This is a genomic window from Mesoflavibacter sp. (assembly GCF_964226795.1).
Taxonomy (GTDB): domain Bacteria; phylum Bacteroidota; class Bacteroidia; order Flavobacteriales; family Flavobacteriaceae; genus Mesoflavibacter; species Mesoflavibacter zeaxanthinifaciens.
In genome coordinates, this window is record NZ_CAXQQP010000004.1 from 17,831 (window position 1) to 34,607 (window position 16,777).

Consider the following 16,777-nt stretch of genomic DNA (forward strand, 5'->3'; position numbering starts at 1 on the left):
TTAGAAGTGTAATACTCTCAAAATCATTGTATATGAGTACTAAAGAAAAAATTCAGGAACAATTAGAAGTAGATACGTTAGAGAAAAACAATAACGAAATTGTTTTGTACAACGATGACGTTAACACCTTTGATCACGTTATTAATACATTAATGTACGCATGTGATCACACACCAGAACAAGCAGAGCAATGTTCTATTTTAGTGCATTACAAAGGAAAATGTACAGTAAAAACTGGTGACTATGAAGATTTAAAACCACGTTGCTCCAAGCTTCTTGAAGCAGGATTAAGCGCAGAAATAGTATAAAAAAGAGCCTTTTTTAAAAAGGCTCTTTTTTTTTGTCTTATGATTTACGTCTATTTGTGTTAATGCCTAAAATTTTATACAATGGGCAAAAATTAATAAAACTTGTAATTAAAAAGATAATAGCAATAGCCATTAAAACGTAAGCTAGTGTACCTTCTATTACATCTAAATAATATAATAAAGCAATAATAATAGCAATAAGTACGCGTAGGCTTTTATCTAAAGCTCCCATATTTTTTTTCATAACCTTAATAGTATTGTTTATTTATAAATAAATATAGCTATATGCTTAATAATAAACAACTTGTTTTGTTTGTAGTGTTTGTAAAACAAAAAAACCACGTCAAATAGACGTGGTTTTTTATTGTAGTGACCTCGACAGGATTCAAACCTGTAACCTTCTGAGCCGTAATCAGATGCGCTATTCAGTTGCGCCACGAGGCCTTTTTTTTGTGGGTGCAAATATATTCCTTTTTTATATAAACATCAAAATTTATGTTATAAAAATTTAATCTAAAGCATTTTTAGTTACATAAAGTTTCCATCCAAAAATGGCTAATTGTAATTTACTAGCTTTACTAAGGTCTAAACCTTGTTTTGTATAACTCGGTAAGATTAACTTGTTTAGTTTGGCTAAAAGTTTAAAAAAAATCTTTTTCATGGTAAACCTTTTTACAAAACTACTGGTTTAATTAATGCTTGCCAAATAGCGAATTTTAAAAAAAAATGTAAAACTTATTCTAGACTAAGTTTTACTTTTTTGGTTTTTAGTAAATAACTGATGTAATAATATCAATTATTAATTTGGCAATTGTTAGCATAGTTATTAAGGTTTAAGGGTTAATAAAAACAACCATTTACATGATTGTTTTTTTAATATATATTTTTTCAATATTTACCTCCAAGCAAAAGCAATAAAATCTATGAATTTGACTATTAAATATGAAGTAAAAAAATCAAAAAAGTTTCAACTTTTAAAAATATTCCTTAAACAAAGTTTTGAATTGAAATAATAAAATATATTATTGTTTAAAAATGTAATAATTGTAGGGCTTTTTTTAGGGTGAAAATTTTTTACAAGGCAATTTTTATTTAAAAAACACCGATTTTAGAGATTTTCATTATTTTTTCTACTCATAAAAAGGTTAATTAACGTTCATATAAAATTGTAACTCGTTTATAGTGGTATATTTGTAAAAATAATTCTCCCAAAAATGAAAAAGATAATTACTATTTTATCACTGTTTATTGTGTCTATTAGTTACAGTCAAGCAGTTGTTATAAACGAATTAGATTGCGACACACCAGGAATTGATTATGGTGAGTTTGTAGAGCTAAAGTCTGCAACACCAAATTTTGCTTTAGATGGATATGTTTTAGTGTTTTTTAATGGCTCTAGTTCTGGTGGAGATAGTAGTTATTTTGCATTAGACTTAGATGGAGCAGTTACAGATGTTAACGGGTTGCTTTTAATAGGAAGCGATACAGTAACTCCATATCCACAAGTTTTTATTGGTGAAAACTTGATTCAGAATGGAGCCGATGCTATAGCAATTTATCAAGCTAATGATTATGATTTTCCTGAAGGGACTTTAGCAACAACAACTAATCTAGTAGATGCTTTAGTTTATGATACTAGTGACGCTGATGATACTGTTTTAATGTCTTTATTAGGTGTTACAGAACAAATTAATGAAGGTCCAGGAAATAATACTAACTCAATACAACGTAATAACGATGGGTCTTACACGTCTACAACACCAACACCAAGACAATTAAATGATGGTTCTGGAGTAATTTTAAATGCTTTAGAAATCACTGTAAGTCAATCACAAGTTGATGAAGGTGCATCTTTCGATATTACTTTTACAGCGCAAAGCAATGTAGATTCTGATTACTCGTTTAGCTTTGTAATGAGTAATCAAGGTTTTGATACTTCAGATTATACAGGAAATACATCTTTAACCATATTAAGTGGGCAAAATCAAGTTAGCACAACAATTACCTTAATTGATGATGCTCTAAATGAAGGAGATGAAGAGCCTTTAATTAGGTTTGATAACTTACCAACACCATTAATACCTTTTAACAATAATATTAAGATAAGAATTGTAGATAACGATTTTGTTGTCGCTCCATTTGGTACGCCAGTAAACCCAACTTTCGGAGTAGTTTCAAGTACGCAACCTACTGGTTATTATGATAGTTTAGATGGCTTATCTGGAGCTGCTTTAGAGCAAGCTTTACAAGATATTATTGCGGATCCTACCGTTGTAAGAGCGCAAACTTATACAGATGTTATTGATATTTTAAAAGAAGCTGATCAAAACCCAGAAAATTCAAATCAAATTTGGATGGTTTATACAGAACAAGGTCGTGCTAAATTAGATTTTCAAACCAATGCAAGTAATATTGGTAAATGGAACAGAGAGCATACGTTTCCTAGGTCTTTAGCAGGTTATAACAGTATTGAAGCTGATGATACAGGTGATGGAATTGATGTTTTCTGGACTACAGAAGCAGATTCTTTGCGTCATGGTAATAGTGATGCGCATGCATTAAGAGCAGTAGATGGGCAAGAAAATAGCTCAAGAGGAAATCAGCATTACGGACAATATACAGGACCAAGCGGCAATTTAGGAAGTTTTAAAGGAGATGTTGCTCGTAGTGTTTTATATATGCAAATAAGATATAATGGACTAAGTGTAGTTAATGGTTATCCCTCAACTACTGGGCAAATGGGAGATTTAGCAACTATTTTAGATTGGCATAGAAATGATCCACCAGACGATTTTGAAATGAATCGAAATAATGTAGTCTATAACTGGCAATTTAACCGTAACCCATTTATAGATCAACCAGATTTAGTAGAATATATTTGGGGAACAAATGTTGGTGATACGTGGAATCAAAACTTAAGTACAGATACTTTTGAAACTTCTTTTGTTAAAATTTATCCAAATCCAACAACAGATAAATTATACGTTTCTGGAAAAGAACAAAATTACAATATCTCTATGTTTTCTTCAGAAGGACGATTAGTGCTAAAGCAACAAGTCGCTAATAACAACTATATAGATTTAAAAGTTGCTAGCGGCTTATATTTAGTCAAAATTGAAACTGAAAATAATCAAAGTTTGGTTAAAAAGATTTTAGTCGATTAAGACTAAATATGAAAATAAAGAAAGACCTTCATTTGAAGGTCTTTCTTTATTTTAGAGCTAATAATTATTTAGAACTAATAATTAAATTTCCTTTTAAATCATTACCGTATTTAATGGTAGGTATTCCATCTTCAGATGCAAAAGTAGCACTTGCTTTTTGCCCTTTTTTATCTTCTAAAGTAATTTTGATTTTAATTATTTCTCCTTCTTTATTTCTTTTTATTTTACTGGTTTTTACCTCTAAATCATAGTGCTCTTTCATAAAATTTTTATTTATGGCAATAGATTTGTCAGTTGTTGTTTTAGAAAGTGTAAATACTGCAGCATTTTTATTTACAATATCATTTTCAGAATATGCAACTTCAGAGAGTTCGTAAGATATTTTCCAAGGATTTTTTTCTGTTGCTGTTATTTCTATAACTCCATCTTTTCCTTTGTCACCGTATTTAATAACTGCTTTTTCGTCTTTTAAAATAGTAATACTTTTAATTGAGTAACTTGGTATTTTAAAAAACTCTTCTTTAGTTATTTCTTCTTTATTTTTAATTATTAAAATTTTAGAATTTGGGTCATTTAATTTTTTTGATAAAAAATTAATGTCTTCAGGGTTTGTTCTATCTGCTTCAAAAACGTTAACCTCTGTAACACCAGGATTTATTTTCCATGGGTTTTCTTCAACCTCAGAAACTGTAACTACATTTACTTCTTCTTCGATCTTCCAAGGTTTTTTGTCTTTAGTAAAAACTTCAATAACACCGTTTTTACCTTTGTCTCCGTATTTGGTAATTGCTTTTTCTTCTTTTAAAACGTTTACAGAGTTGATATCTTCTGGACTTATTTTTTCTAATTGTTCTTTATTAGATTCTTTTTTATCGATGATAATTAATAAATCTTCATCTATTTCTTTAGTTTTAGTAGTATTCGTTTTTTCAAATACCCAACCAGAATTGGTGTATTTTTGATTGAATTTGTTTTGCTTAGAAGCAAAAATAAGTTCGTTATTTTCTACTTTTAAAGCGATGTTATCAATAGGTTTGTTTTTATAACTAAAAACTTTCACTGTTTTGAAGTCCTCGTTGTCTTTAAACTTAGCTTCAATTGAAATACTTGTAATTTCTTGATTATTATTTCTTTCTATTTCAGAAAATTTAATTTCTATTCCATCACCTTGTTTTTCTAAGTCTTTTTTTATTGATTTTAAATCTTTGTCTGTAGATTTTGATGTGATAACTGAAAGTTCAGTTTGCACAATGTTATTAGCGCTAGTGTTGTTATTTGCGATATAAACTTCTTTTGTGTTAAAACTCATTAAGAATAAAACTATAACAGGTATAACCAATGTTAGCTTTAATAAGTTGACATTTTTTGATTTTGATTTTTGTAGCATAATAATTCGTTTTTTGATTAATGATTGATAAAAGTTGTTTGATATTGATAATTGATTTTGTGATAAACTGGTTTTTAAAAGTAGTTTTTGGTAGCTTTTTACAGATTTGCTTTTTGCATTTGCTTGTTGGTCTGCTATAAATTCTAAATTTTGAATTATTTCCTTTTTATAAAGCCAAGAAAATGGATTAAACCATAAAACAACAGTTAATAAATTACAGATTAACACGTCTATAGAGTGAAGTTGTTTGGCGTGAGTTTTTTCATGTGCAATAACTTGTTCTAATTCTTTTTCGTTAAAATTATTTGGGTTGACTACAATGTTATTAAAGAATGAAAACGGTGCGAGATTGCTAGTTATTTCTATTAGCTTGTACTTGTTTTCGCTTTTAGAAATGCCGCTTTTTAATAACTTGTTTAATGAAAGGTATTGAAGTACAAGTCTTGCCAATAAAATAGAAGATACCAATAGGTAAGCTGAAAGTAAAATATTTTCAATATTTAAATGACTAGTTGGTTCTTGTGTATTGTTATTAGTTAATTGGTTTGTAGTTACAAATTGAAATGTTTCTGGAGTGTATTCTACATATATTGGAATGACTAAAAAAGGTAAAGAAAATGCTATAATAATTCCTGAAAGTAAAAACCATCTGTTAGATTGAAAAAAGGTTTCCTTTTGTAAAAACAGTTTGTAACAAACGTAAAAAATAATTGTAATCGCAGAAGATTCTATTAGATATTCCATAATTATTTTTGTTCTTCTATTAAACGAATAATGTCTTTTAACTCTTCTACAGAGATTTTTTCTTCTTTTGCAAAAAATGAAACTACATTTTTATAAGAACTATTAAAATAATTGTCGATAGCTGTGTTTATAAAGTTTTTTCGGTAATTCTCTTTTTTAACAATAGGGTAGTATCTGTGTGTTTTTCCAAATGCTTCATGACTAACGTAACCTTTGTCTTCAAGGTTTCTTACCATTGTAGATAAAGTGTTGTAATGTGGTTTATTGTCTTTATATTCAGCTAAAATATCCTTTACAAAAGCTTTTTCTAGCTTCCATAAAATGTGCATTATTTCTTCTTCTTTATTAGTTAGTTTTTCCATGAAAATGAATTTTACGCTAATATAACTATAAAAATAGTTATGTAACTAAAAATATAGTTTTTTAACTATTTTTTTAGTTTTTAATAGCTCGTGATAAATAAAAAAGAGAGTGTTAGATTTTAAAATTCAAAATGTATCTTCGCATAAAATATAATTTATGAGTATTGTTTTTTTAATCTTAGGATTTGTGCTTTTGGTTGTAGGAGGCGAGTATTTAGTAAGATCTTCGGTAGCATTATCCTTTAAACTTAATATTTCAAAAATAGTAATTGGTATGACGGTTGTATCTTTTGCAACGTCTGCACCAGAATTGTTGGTAAGTTTACAAGCTGCCTTAAAAGGTTCGCCAGCAATTGCAATTAATAATGTAGTAGGATCAAATATAGCTAATATTGGATTAGTTTTAGGTGTTACAGCAATTGTAGGAGCTATTGCAATAGATAAATCATTTTACAGGCTAACTTGGCCTGTCATGATGGTGTTTTCTTTCGCATTGTATTATTTTTTATGGAATGATAGTCAATTAACTCCAATAGAAGGAGCAGTATTGTTTGTAGGTTTACTGTTGTTTATTGTTTACTTAATTAAAGGTCAAAAATCTAATGAAGAAGTTGAAGAAGTAGATGATGCGCTATCTGTAGTTTCTAATGTTAAAATCATTATATGGTTGCTTATTGGTGCTTTAGCGCTTTACTTTGGAAGCGAATGGCTAGTAAAAGGAGCAACAGAAATAGCTCAAAAATTAGGTGTAAGTGAAGCTGTTATTGGTGTAACAATGATTGCAATTGGTACAAGTGTACCAGAATTAGCTGCTTCTGTTATTGCTGCAGCTAAACAAGAAAAAGCGATTTCTTTAGGTAATTTAATAGGTTCAAATATTTTTAATATAGGTTCTGTATTGGGTTTAACATCAATAATAAAAACTATCCCTATTGAAGAACCTTTAATTTTGAGTCGAGATATTTTTTGGATGCTTTTGTTTGCAGCGGTTATACTACCGTTAGGGTTAATCCCTAAAAAAAATACTATAGATAAATTTAAAGGGTTTGCTTTAGTGGTAGTTTATGCCACATTTATCTTTTTAGTTTTTAAAGGTTAAAACAGAAATAAAAAAAACGCTTTCAAATTGTTGAAAGCGTTTTTTAATGGATTTAACAAATATGTTATTAACTAATATTAGCAGATTTTACTGTTTTTACAATTCTTCCTGCAATTTTGTAAGGATCACCGTTAGATGCTGGACGACGGTCTTCTAACCAACCTTTCCAACCTTTTTCCACAGTGATAATTGGTATTCTTATGGATGCACCTCTGTCAGATATACCATAACTAAAATCGTCTATACTAGCTGTTTCATGTTCTCCTGTTAAACGTTGGTCGTTAAACTCACCATAAACAGCAATATGTTCTTTTACTACAGGTCTAAATGCTTCACAAATTTTTTCATAAATTTCTTTACTACCACAAGTTCTTAATACAGTGTTAGAGAAGTTGGCGTGCATACCAGAACCATTCCAATCCATATCCTTTCCTAATGGTTTTGGATGGTATTCAATATAGTAACCATATTTTTCTGTTAATCTATCTAATAGGTATCTAGCAACCCAAATTTCATCACCAGCTTTTTTAGCGCCTTTAGCAAATAATTGAAATTCCCATTGTCCAGCAGCAACCTCTTGATTGATACCTTCAAAGTTTAATCCAGCTTCAATGCATAAATCTGCATGTTCTTCTACTAAAGCTCTACCATGAGTGTTTCTTCCTCCGACAGAACAGTAGTATAAACCTTGAGGAGCAGGATAACCACCAACAGGGAAACCTAAAGGTAGTTGTGTCTTTTTATCCATGATAAAGTATTCTTGCTCAAATCCAAACCAGAAGTCGTTGTCATCATCATCTATTGTAGCTCTTCCATTAGAAACGTGTGGTGTACCATCTGGATTTAAAACTTCAGTCATTACTAAATAGCCATCTTTTCTTGCAGGGTCAGGATAAATAGCAACTGGTTTAAGTAAGCAGTCAGAAGAATCTCCTGTGGCTTGCTTTGTAGAGCTACCATCAAAAGACCAAATAGGGCAGTCTTCTAATTTACCGCTAAAGTTGTCTTCAACCTTAGTTTTGCTTCTCATGTTTTGTGTTGGATAGTAACCATCCAACCAGATGTACTCTAATTTAGATTTACTCATGGTATAAAAATTTTTATTAGTTATGTTGATGCAAATATATATAAATTATGATTTTACCTATAAAAAAATAAGGGTGATAATTTTAAATTTATCAAAAGAGTGTTGATAACCCTATTTTTTTTAGGGTATAATAAATTTATGATGCAAAAAATTGTAATTTCGCAAAAAACAATTACAATTTTATGTCTACATTAAGATTTCATGCAGTTAAACAGTCGCTACAACATAAGCCTGTATTTATAGAAGAAAAACAACGACGTTCAGAATTATTTGCTTCTCATGTTTTTAATGAAGCAACAATGCGTCAATATTTAACAAAAGATGCTTTTAATAGTGTTATAGATGCTATTCAATTAGGAAAAAAAATAGATAGAGTAGTTGCAGATCATATCTCAACAGGAATGAAAGAATGGGCAATCTCAAAAGGAGCAACACATTACACGCATTGGTTTCAACCTTTAACAGGAGCAACAGCAGAAAAACACGATGCTTTTTTTGAAACTGTTGGCGGAGGCATGTCAATAGAAAAATTTGAAGGTAGTCAATTAGTGCAACAAGAACCAGATGCCTCTAGTTTTCCTAACGGAGGTATTAGAAACACCTTTGAAGCAAGAGGTTATACCGCTTGGGATCCTACATCTCCAGCTTTTATTTATGGTACAACTTTATGTATTCCTACTGTATTTGTATCATATACAGGTGAAGCTTTAGATTATAAAACACCATTATTAAGAGCGTTGCAAGCTGTAGATAGTGCGGCTGTAGCAGTTTGTAAGTATTTTGATAAAAATGTAAAAAAGGTAAATGCGTCTTTAGGTTGGGAGCAAGAATACTTTTTAATTGATAGAAGTTTGGCAATGTCAAGACCGGATATAGTTTTAACAGGTAGAACATTGTTAGGTCATGCAGCAGCAAAAGGTCAGCAGTTAGATGATCATTATTTTGGAACAATTCCTAATCGAGCTATGTCTTTTATGAGAGATTTAGAAACCGAATGTATGTTACTAGGTATTCCTGTAAAAACAAGACATAACGAAGTAGCTCCAAATCAATTTGAATTAGCGCCAATTTTTGAAGAAGCTAATCTTGCGGTAGATCATAATTCATTATTAATGGATGTGATGGAAAAAATTGCAGGCAGACATAACTTTAAGGTGTTATTTCATGAAAAACCTTTTGCAGGTGTAAACGGATCTGGAAAGCATAATAATTGGAGTTTAAGTACAGATACAGGAGTTAATCTTTTAAGTCCAGGTAAAACACCAATGAGTAACCTTCAGTTTTTAACCTTTTTTATAAATACAATTAAAGCGGTTGGTGATAATGAAGAGTTGCTTCGTGCTTCAATCGCTTCTGCAAGTAATGATCATAGGTTAGGAGCAAATGAAGCGCCACCAGCAATAATTTCGGTGTTTATAGGAGAGCAACTTACAAAAACTTTAAAAGAGCTTGAAAATGTTACCGATGGAAAACTTTCACCTGAAGAAAAAACAGATCTAAAATTAAATGTAGTCGGTAAAATTCCTGATGTACTTTTAGATAATACAGATAGAAATAGAACATCTCCATTTGCTTTTACAGGAAATAAATTTGAGTTTAGAGCAGTAGGATCTACAGCAAACTGTGCTAATCCAATGACGGTTTTAAATACTATCGTAGCAAAGCAGTTAATAGATTTTAAAGTTGAGGTTGATAAATTAATCGACAATAAGAAAATGAAAAAAGACGATGCTATCTTTAATGTGTTAAGAGAGTATATTAAAAAGTCTAAAAATATTCTTTTTGAAGGAAATGGTTACGGAGAAGCTTGGGAAAAAGAAGCTAAAAAAAGAGGTTTAAGTAATAATAAGACAACACCAGAAGCTTTAAAAGCAAAAGTATCTAAAAAAGCGTTGACACTTTTTGAAGAATTAGGTGTAATGAATAAAGTAGAATCGGAAGCACGTTATGAAATAGAAATGGAAGAATATGCTATGCGCATTCAAATAGAAGGAAGAGTCTTAGGTGACATAGCAAGAAACCATGTAGTGCCAACAGCTGTAAAGTATCAAAACACACTAATTAAAAACGTACAAGGCTTAAAAGCTATTTATGATAAGGATTTTAAAAAACTAGCAAAAGAGCAATTGATGTTAATAGAATCAATATCAAATCATATAGAAGCGATAAACTCTGGAGTAACAAAAATGATTACTGCTAGAAAAACATCAAACAATATAGAAGATGTTTATAAAAAAGCTATAGCCTATTGCAATGATGTAAAACCTCTTTTTAATGAAATTAGATACCATTGTGATAAGTTAGAATTATTAGTTGATGACGAGATTTGGCCACTCACAAAATACCGTGAATTGCTATTTACTAAATAAAGAGTTTTACTTGAAAGTTATCAAATTATCAATTTTATATAAAAATTTTTAAATTATATCTACGTAGGTCTACGTAGATATGATTTTTCTTCAATTTTTAAAGTTTTTATTTGTAGGAATTATCTGAAGTGATTTTTGCATTTCAGCGATAAATTTATTTGTGATAACGAATAATTGGTTAAAAACAATAATTAATTATGGTTATTCAAAAATAGCATCTCAATATTTCTATATATTTGTATCAGCTATTAATCAATAAATTTATTCACAATGAAAAAATTAATTTTCAGTGCAGCAGCACTAATGTGTGCGTCTATGATGTTCGCACAAGACAACGACAGTAAAGTGTATCAAAATGGTACAATGAACGACTCTGACGTATTCCAAAAGGGTATGAGCAACGAATCTACAGTTGATCAAAAAGGTTCAGTAAACGCATTAAGTGGTTACATGAATGATGCCGATGTAGAACAAAGAGGTAACGACAACTGGTCTAAAGTTAAACAAGATGGTGATGAAAACATCGCTGATGTAAGACAAGTTGGTAACGATAACACTGCAGAAATAGATACAGGTGTTGGTTATGCTCAAGAAAACATTGCGATGACTGAGCAATTAGGTAACAACAACGATTCTTACCAAAAACAACGTTACGATTTTAATGAGGCATACATCTATCAAGATGGAAACAACAACACGGCTCATCAAGATCAAAACAGTAACCCAAACCAAACTACACCTGGTAACTTTGCAGATGCTAACCAAGTTGGTAATGGTAACGAGTCTTATCAAACTCAAGTTGGTCATAACGGTGGTTTTCTTTCAGGAGCATACGTAGATCAAGACGCTATTAGTGGTTTTGCAATGCAAGATCAAGATGGTAACGGTAACTTAGCTAGAGTTTATCAAGGTAATATGCAAGTAAATAACTCTGCATGGCAAACACAAACAGGTGATGATAACTTTGCTAGATCATATCAAAATGACCAGTTTACTTCAGGTTCTAATGGAGGTAAAAACAAATCATGGCAAACACAAGACGGAGATGATAACTATGCAAACGTTGATCAATCAGGTTGGTTAGGTTCTGATTACTCTGAGAAAAACAGAGCTTGGCAAACACAAGACGGTGATGATAATTTTGCGGATGTATATCAAGAAGGTTATTTCAATAAGTCACGTCAGGAGCAAACTGGAGATGATAACGACTCTTTTACTTACCAAGATGGAGATAATAACTTTGCTAGATCAGTACAAAATGGTGATGATAACTTCTCTGATATTATTCAAGTTGGTGATAATAACGAAGGTAGAGTTTTCCAAACAGGACACGATCATACTTCTTTAGTTGACCAAATTGGTATGAGTAATACTAGTATTACTGTACAAAAAGACTAATTAAATTTTAAATAAATTTAATTACAAATTATTAAGATAAAGTGAGGCAGGAGGTAACAATCCTGCCTTATTTTTTAAATTTAAATAATTATGAAAAAGCAACTAATATTAATATTACTTTCATTGTTTAGCGTTTTTTCTTTTTCTCAAAATGCTATTTTGTCATCAACAGAAACTGATGAAGATGGTAATGTTATAGATCAAAATCAAGAATTAGCTATAGTTAGTAATGCTGTAAATAATAGTCAACAAAACGCATCACAATTACAAATAAATAGTAAGAGTGTTTATGTTACACAAATAGGAGATTATAATACAGTAGAAGCAGTAGTCTCTGCACCAAAATATAATGTAGATTTAAATCAGGTAGGAGATAATAATTTAATAGATGTAAAATTAAAAGCAACTAAGCTTATAGATTATCAGGTGTTACAAGTAGGAGATAATAATACGGTAATAGATTATAATTTTGGTAATCAAAAAGTTATAAATTCATCTTTTAATCAAATAGGTGATAATTTAAAAATAGAAAATTATGGTTCAAACTCTATTTCAGAAAAATTACAAATCAATATGACTGGACAAAGCAGAACAATAACCATAAATAATTATAAATAAACTTAAAAACTAGATGGTTTCTATTAATAAAATCAAACTACTAATTGTTGTTTTGTTGTTTTCAATATCAAATTTGGTTGCGCAAAGAATAACTAATAGAGATATAGAAGCAAAAATAGATACGTCTAGCTTAAACGGTATATATCAAATCAAAAGTATAGCTTTTAATAAAACAGAGGTTTACAAAACACTTAAATATGATTTTAGTGTCATAAAAAAAAATAAAAAGACTAATAACTCCTCAAAAAATAAACAAGAAGGATTATTTGCTTTAGAGCCTAACCAGACAATGGAGCTGTCTCAAACATCAATTAATTTGTCAGAAAATGACGAAGTTGTTATTTTTTTACTAATTTACGAAGAAGAAAATCTGGTTGGTAAAAAAATAGTTAACCTATCAACTTCTAATAATTTAAAAAAAACAGTTAAACCTAAAGAAGAAAGTCTAACTATAGATGTTGATGATGCAAGTGAAGATGGAGTAGAAATTAAAGGCTTAGTAACAGATGAAACACGAACCAAATTTGGAAGAGAGTTTTATGAAGCTTTTGCAAATAGATATAGAGAAGATGGTGTTAATGCTGCAAAAGTTATTGTAGTAGAAGAAAAATTTAGTCTAGGAAGAAGAACAATAATAGAAGTAAAGATTGATGATAATTTAGTTTATCAATTTTTGATCAAACCAGATCCAGAATCAATAAGAAAGCATTCAGAGTCTTGTTTAAGATACGTAAAAAGGTATCTTATAAGAGAAAAAGAAAATGCTAAACGAATAAAAGAGTATTAACATGAAAAGTTTAATAACACTTGTAGGTTTACTAATTAGTATGACTAGTTTTAGTCAGGATTTGGTTTACAAACCAAAAAATCCTGCTTTTGGAGGAGATACATTTAATTATAATTGGTTATTAAGTTCTGCAGAATCTCAAAATTTGTTAGAGGATCCTGATGCACAAGATGATAATGATGGCTCAGAATTAGAAAACTTTTCAGAAAACTTAAACAGTCAAATTTTAAATCAACTTTCTAGATCATTATTTGCAGATCAAATAGGTGCAGATGGATTGTCTGAAGGTACATATACCTTCGGTACGTTATCTGTAGAAGTATATCCTTCTGGTAATGGTTTAGTGGTAGATATATTAGATACAGGAACAGGAGAACAAACACAGCTTATTATCCCCAATTAATCAATAATTTTAAATGACTAAAATCAATAATTTAAACATTGTTGTTCTAATTATTTGTGCTATTATATTAACGTCTTGTGGAACTTATTTTAACCAACCATATCAACAAGAACGAGCAAAATTAGGAGAACAAACTAAGGCTAATAAAAACTTAATAAACCTACCGCCACCAAAAGAACCAATAGTTGTTGGTGTTTACAATTTTAGAGACCAAACAGGTCAATATAAACCAACAGAAAACGGTAGTTCTTTTAGTACAGCTGTAACACAAGGAGCTACAACAATTTTAACAAAAGCGTTAGAAGATTCTAAATGGTTTACTGTAATAGAAAGAGAAAACTTTACAAATCTTTCTACAGAGAGGAATATAATTAGATCAACAAGAAAGCAATATAGGCAAACTACCAATCCAAACGAACCTCAATTACCACCATTATTATATGCAGGTGTGTTGTTAGAAGGAGGTATAATTTCTTACGACTCTAATATTATAACTGGTGGTTTTGGAGCAAGATATTTTGGTTTAGGAGGATCAACACAATATCGACAAGATAGAATAACAGTATATCTTAGAGCAGTTTCTACATCTAACGGAGAAGTGTTAAAAACCGTTTATGTTTCAAAAACTATATTGTCTCAAGCTATAGATGCAAGTTTATTTAGATATGTAAAATTTAAAAGATTATTAGAGGCAGAAACTGGAATTACAAAAAATGAACCAGGACAAATGGCAGTTACAGAAGCAATTGAAAAAGCGGTAGAGGCTTTAATTATTGAAGGAATTAAAGATCAATTATGGGCTCCTCAAGCAACACAAGAGGCTTCTAAGAAGTTAGTTGATGATTATCTCTTAGAAAAATCTGATGCTATGTCTACAGAGATTTACGATAGGTTATTAATAAAAAGAAGAGGTAAGACAGCAGTTACAGGTGCTTTAGGTTTATCTAGGATTAGTGGTGATTTACCAAATCCAGAATTTGAGTTTAATAGTAAGATTGGGTTTAAATACTTTTTAAATCCTGCTATAAATGTAAATTTTACCTACAACAAATTTAATTTAAAAAATAAACAGCTGCTTAATGAAGGTTACATGTCTTTTGATTTGAATGCAGAATATGTCATGTTACCATACGATAAGTTTACACCTTATGTTTTCGCAGGAGTAGGATCTAATGCTTCAAATTATTTTGATACTATAGATTTAAAAATGCAATTTGGAGCAGGTTTAGAATATATGGTGAATAATAATATAGGTGTATTTGGCTATGCAGAGCACAATACTGCATTTACAGATCAATTAGACTTTGTAGAGGCAGGTAAAAGAGATGATATGTATTACAGGTTTGGGATTGGTGTTAATTATTATTTTTCTGCACCAAAGAGTAATAAAGACCTGAAAAAACAACAGAAAAGAGAGTTAAAACAAGAAAAGCGTAGGATTAGAAAAGAGAATCTTAAACAAAAAAAGGATTCAACAAAAGAAGAATAAACTTGTTTAAATCGATTAGCTATTAATTAAATAAACCATGAAAAATCACATACTCAAAATATTTTTTACAATAAGCGCTTTAGTTCTTTTTTGTGCTTGTAGTGAAGAAACTATCACAATAACAGGACAAGGTACTTTAACAGGTAAAGTGGTAGAAAAAAGTACTAACATACCATTAGAAAATGTAAAAATCTCTACTAATCCAAATACTAGTACAATTTTTTCTGATTCGGAAGGAAATTTTCAAATTTCTAATATAGACGTAGGAGATTATTCAGTCAAAGCAGAAAAAGAAGGGTATATTGTAAAGTTTGAAGGTGCAACAATTCAAGAGTCCGTTTCTGCTAATGTTATTTTTGAACTTGAAATTGAAACAGCAAATAATGATGCACCAAACGCACCTATATTGCTAGAGCCTTTAAATGATAGTGTAGAAGTTGGACTAAGCGTAGATTTAGTTTGGTCCGGATCAGATCCAGAAGAGGATGAGTTAACTTACTCTGTAGAAATTTTAAATGATCAAAATGCAGATGTAATAAGTTTTACAGAAATTACAGATACTACATTAACAGTTTCTGGTTTAATGTATAACACAAAATATTTTTGGCAAGTAACCGCTAATGATGGTATTAATAATTCTGTATCTAGCAATGTTTTCAACTTTAGAACTATTGAGTTTCCAGAAAATAGAATTTTCTTCACTCGAAAAATAAACGGAAATAATGTTATCTTTTCTACAGATGATGACGGTAATGAGATTCAGTTAACCTCTCAAAATAACAATTCATGGAGACCTCGTAAAGCACAATCTTTAAATAAAATTGCATTTTTAAGAAGTAATGGAGGACAAACACATGTTTTTACTATGAATTTAGATGGTTCAGATGTTCAGCAAATAACATCTGCTGTACCAGTAAATGGATTTAATTTTGAAGAAATAGACTTTGAATGGACAAATAATGATTCTCAAATTTTATATCCAAGTTTTGATAAATTGTATGTAATAGATTCAGACGGATCTGGATTAAATCAAATATATCAAACATCTAATGGTAATTTTATAACCGAAGTAGATTGGAATCAAAACACATCCACAATAGCCTTAAAGACAAACAATAGTAATGGTTATGAGGTAGAGATTTTTACAATAAATACATCTGGAGTAGTTCAGGATATAATTTTACAAGGTGTAACAGGAGCTGCAGGAGGAATTGATTTATCTTTTGACGGTACAAAACTATTATATACAAGAGACGTTACCGGCAACGAAAATCAAGAGTATAGACAATTAAACTCTCAAGTATTTATTTATGATTTAACAACGATGACAACAAATAGTGCTGTGTCTTTTGAAAAACCACCAGGGACTAATGATTTAGATGCTAAATTTTCTCCAACAGAAGCAGAAATTATAATAGAAAACACACCAAATGATGGATTGTCGCAAAGTAATATTTATAAACTAACATTAGGTCAGGTTAACGGAAGAGAGTTGATAGAAGAAGATGCAAAAATGCCTGATTGGAAATAAAAAAGTTTACCAACCACATCAAAATAACCCT

The 16,777-nt window shown here is 30.1% G+C and carries 15 protein-coding genes and 1 tRNA gene; 10 read left to right on the plus strand and 6 right to left on the minus strand.

Annotation, left to right across the window (positions count from 1 at the left end; genetic code table 11):
- The first annotated feature begins 32 nt into the window (after positions 1 to 32).
- Positions 33 to 308: an ATP-dependent Clp protease adaptor ClpS gene (locus tag ACEQT4_RS01510; RefSeq protein ID WP_370225682.1), complete on the plus strand. Its 276-nt coding sequence runs from the start codon at positions 33 to 35 to the stop codon at positions 306 to 308.
- Positions 309 to 345: 37 nt separating this feature from the next.
- On the opposite strand, the gene ACEQT4_RS01515 is transcribed toward ACEQT4_RS01510, so the two are convergent.
- The 3 genes from ACEQT4_RS01515 to ACEQT4_RS01525 form a co-directional block, all read right to left on the minus strand.
- A complete protein-coding gene (locus ACEQT4_RS01515) occupies positions 346 to 552 on the minus strand; it encodes a DUF2892 domain-containing protein (protein WP_106679027.1) in 207 nt (68 codons plus the stop codon).
- A 126-nt stretch (positions 553 to 678) separates the two neighbouring features.
- Positions 679 to 752 (minus strand) — tRNA-Arg (locus ACEQT4_RS01520).
- Positions 753 to 816: 64 nt separating this feature from the next.
- Positions 817 to 969, minus strand: coding sequence for a hypothetical protein (locus ACEQT4_RS01525; protein ID WP_027880722.1), 153 nt, complete (start codon positions 967 to 969; stop codon positions 817 to 819).
- A 553-nt stretch (positions 970 to 1,522) separates the two neighbouring features.
- Between ACEQT4_RS01525 and ACEQT4_RS01530 the strand changes: the two genes are divergently transcribed.
- The gene (locus tag ACEQT4_RS01530) at positions 1,523 to 3,472 is read left to right on the plus strand and encodes an endonuclease (protein WP_370225683.1); all 1,950 of its coding nucleotides are present in this window, start codon (positions 1,523 to 1,525) and stop codon (positions 3,470 to 3,472) included.
- A gap of 64 nt (positions 3,473 to 3,536) precedes the next feature.
- On the opposite strand, the gene ACEQT4_RS01535 is transcribed toward ACEQT4_RS01530, so the two are convergent.
- Positions 3,537 to 5,603: a M56 family metallopeptidase gene (locus ACEQT4_RS01535; protein WP_370225684.1), complete on the minus strand. Its 2,067-nt coding sequence runs from the start codon at positions 5,601 to 5,603 to the stop codon at positions 3,537 to 3,539.
- A 2-nt stretch (positions 5,604 to 5,605) separates the two neighbouring features.
- Complete coding sequence (locus ACEQT4_RS01540) at positions 5,606 to 5,965, minus strand: BlaI/MecI/CopY family transcriptional regulator (protein ID WP_027880725.1); 360 nt, start codon at positions 5,963 to 5,965, stop codon at positions 5,606 to 5,608.
- A gap of 157 nt (positions 5,966 to 6,122) precedes the next feature.
- On the opposite strand from ACEQT4_RS01540, the gene ACEQT4_RS01545 reads away from it, so the two are divergent.
- Positions 6,123 to 7,064 (plus strand): calcium/sodium antiporter, encoded by a 942-nt coding sequence (locus tag ACEQT4_RS01545; RefSeq protein ID WP_370225686.1) that lies wholly within the window; start codon positions 6,123 to 6,125, stop codon positions 7,062 to 7,064.
- Between the two features lie 67 nt (positions 7,065 to 7,131).
- Here ACEQT4_RS01545 and ACEQT4_RS01550 read toward each other — a convergent pair whose 3' ends face one another.
- Positions 7,132 to 8,151: a glutamine synthetase beta-grasp domain-containing protein gene (locus ACEQT4_RS01550; RefSeq protein ID WP_027880727.1), complete on the minus strand. Its 1,020-nt coding sequence runs from the start codon at positions 8,149 to 8,151 to the stop codon at positions 7,132 to 7,134.
- A gap of 182 nt (positions 8,152 to 8,333) precedes the next feature.
- Between ACEQT4_RS01550 and ACEQT4_RS01555 the strand changes: the two genes are divergently transcribed.
- The 7 genes from ACEQT4_RS01555 (at position 8,334) to ACEQT4_RS01585 (ending at position 16,746) form a co-directional block, all read left to right on the plus strand.
- On the plus strand, positions 8,334 to 10,520 hold the full coding sequence (locus ACEQT4_RS01555; RefSeq protein ID WP_027880728.1) for a glutamine synthetase III: 2,187 nt from the start codon (positions 8,334 to 8,336) through the stop codon (positions 10,518 to 10,520).
- A gap of 270 nt (positions 10,521 to 10,790) precedes the next feature.
- A complete protein-coding gene (locus ACEQT4_RS01560; RefSeq protein ID WP_370225687.1) occupies positions 10,791 to 11,918 on the plus strand; it encodes a hypothetical protein in 1,128 nt (375 codons plus the stop codon).
- A 90-nt stretch (positions 11,919 to 12,008) separates the two neighbouring features.
- On the plus strand, positions 12,009 to 12,536 hold the full coding sequence (locus tag ACEQT4_RS01565) for a hypothetical protein (protein ID WP_370225688.1): 528 nt from the start codon (positions 12,009 to 12,011) through the stop codon (positions 12,534 to 12,536).
- 13 nt (positions 12,537 to 12,549) lie between these two features.
- On the plus strand, positions 12,550 to 13,323 hold the full coding sequence (locus ACEQT4_RS01570) for a CsgE family curli-type amyloid fiber assembly protein (protein ID WP_370225689.1): 774 nt from the start codon (positions 12,550 to 12,552) through the stop codon (positions 13,321 to 13,323).
- A gap of 1 nt (position 13,324) precedes the next feature.
- Positions 13,325 to 13,726, plus strand: a complete 402-nt coding sequence (locus tag ACEQT4_RS01575) for a curli production assembly/transport component CsgF (protein WP_027880732.1) — start codon at positions 13,325 to 13,327, stop codon at positions 13,724 to 13,726.
- A gap of 13 nt (positions 13,727 to 13,739) precedes the next feature.
- Positions 13,740 to 15,215 (plus strand): CsgG/HfaB family protein, encoded by a 1,476-nt coding sequence (locus tag ACEQT4_RS01580; RefSeq protein WP_081653211.1) that lies wholly within the window; start codon positions 13,740 to 13,742, stop codon positions 15,213 to 15,215.
- 37 nt (positions 15,216 to 15,252) lie between these two features.
- Positions 15,253 to 16,746, plus strand: a complete 1,494-nt coding sequence (locus ACEQT4_RS01585; protein WP_370225691.1) for a carboxypeptidase regulatory-like domain-containing protein — start codon at positions 15,253 to 15,255, stop codon at positions 16,744 to 16,746.
- The last annotated feature ends 31 nt before the right edge of the window (positions 16,747 to 16,777 follow it).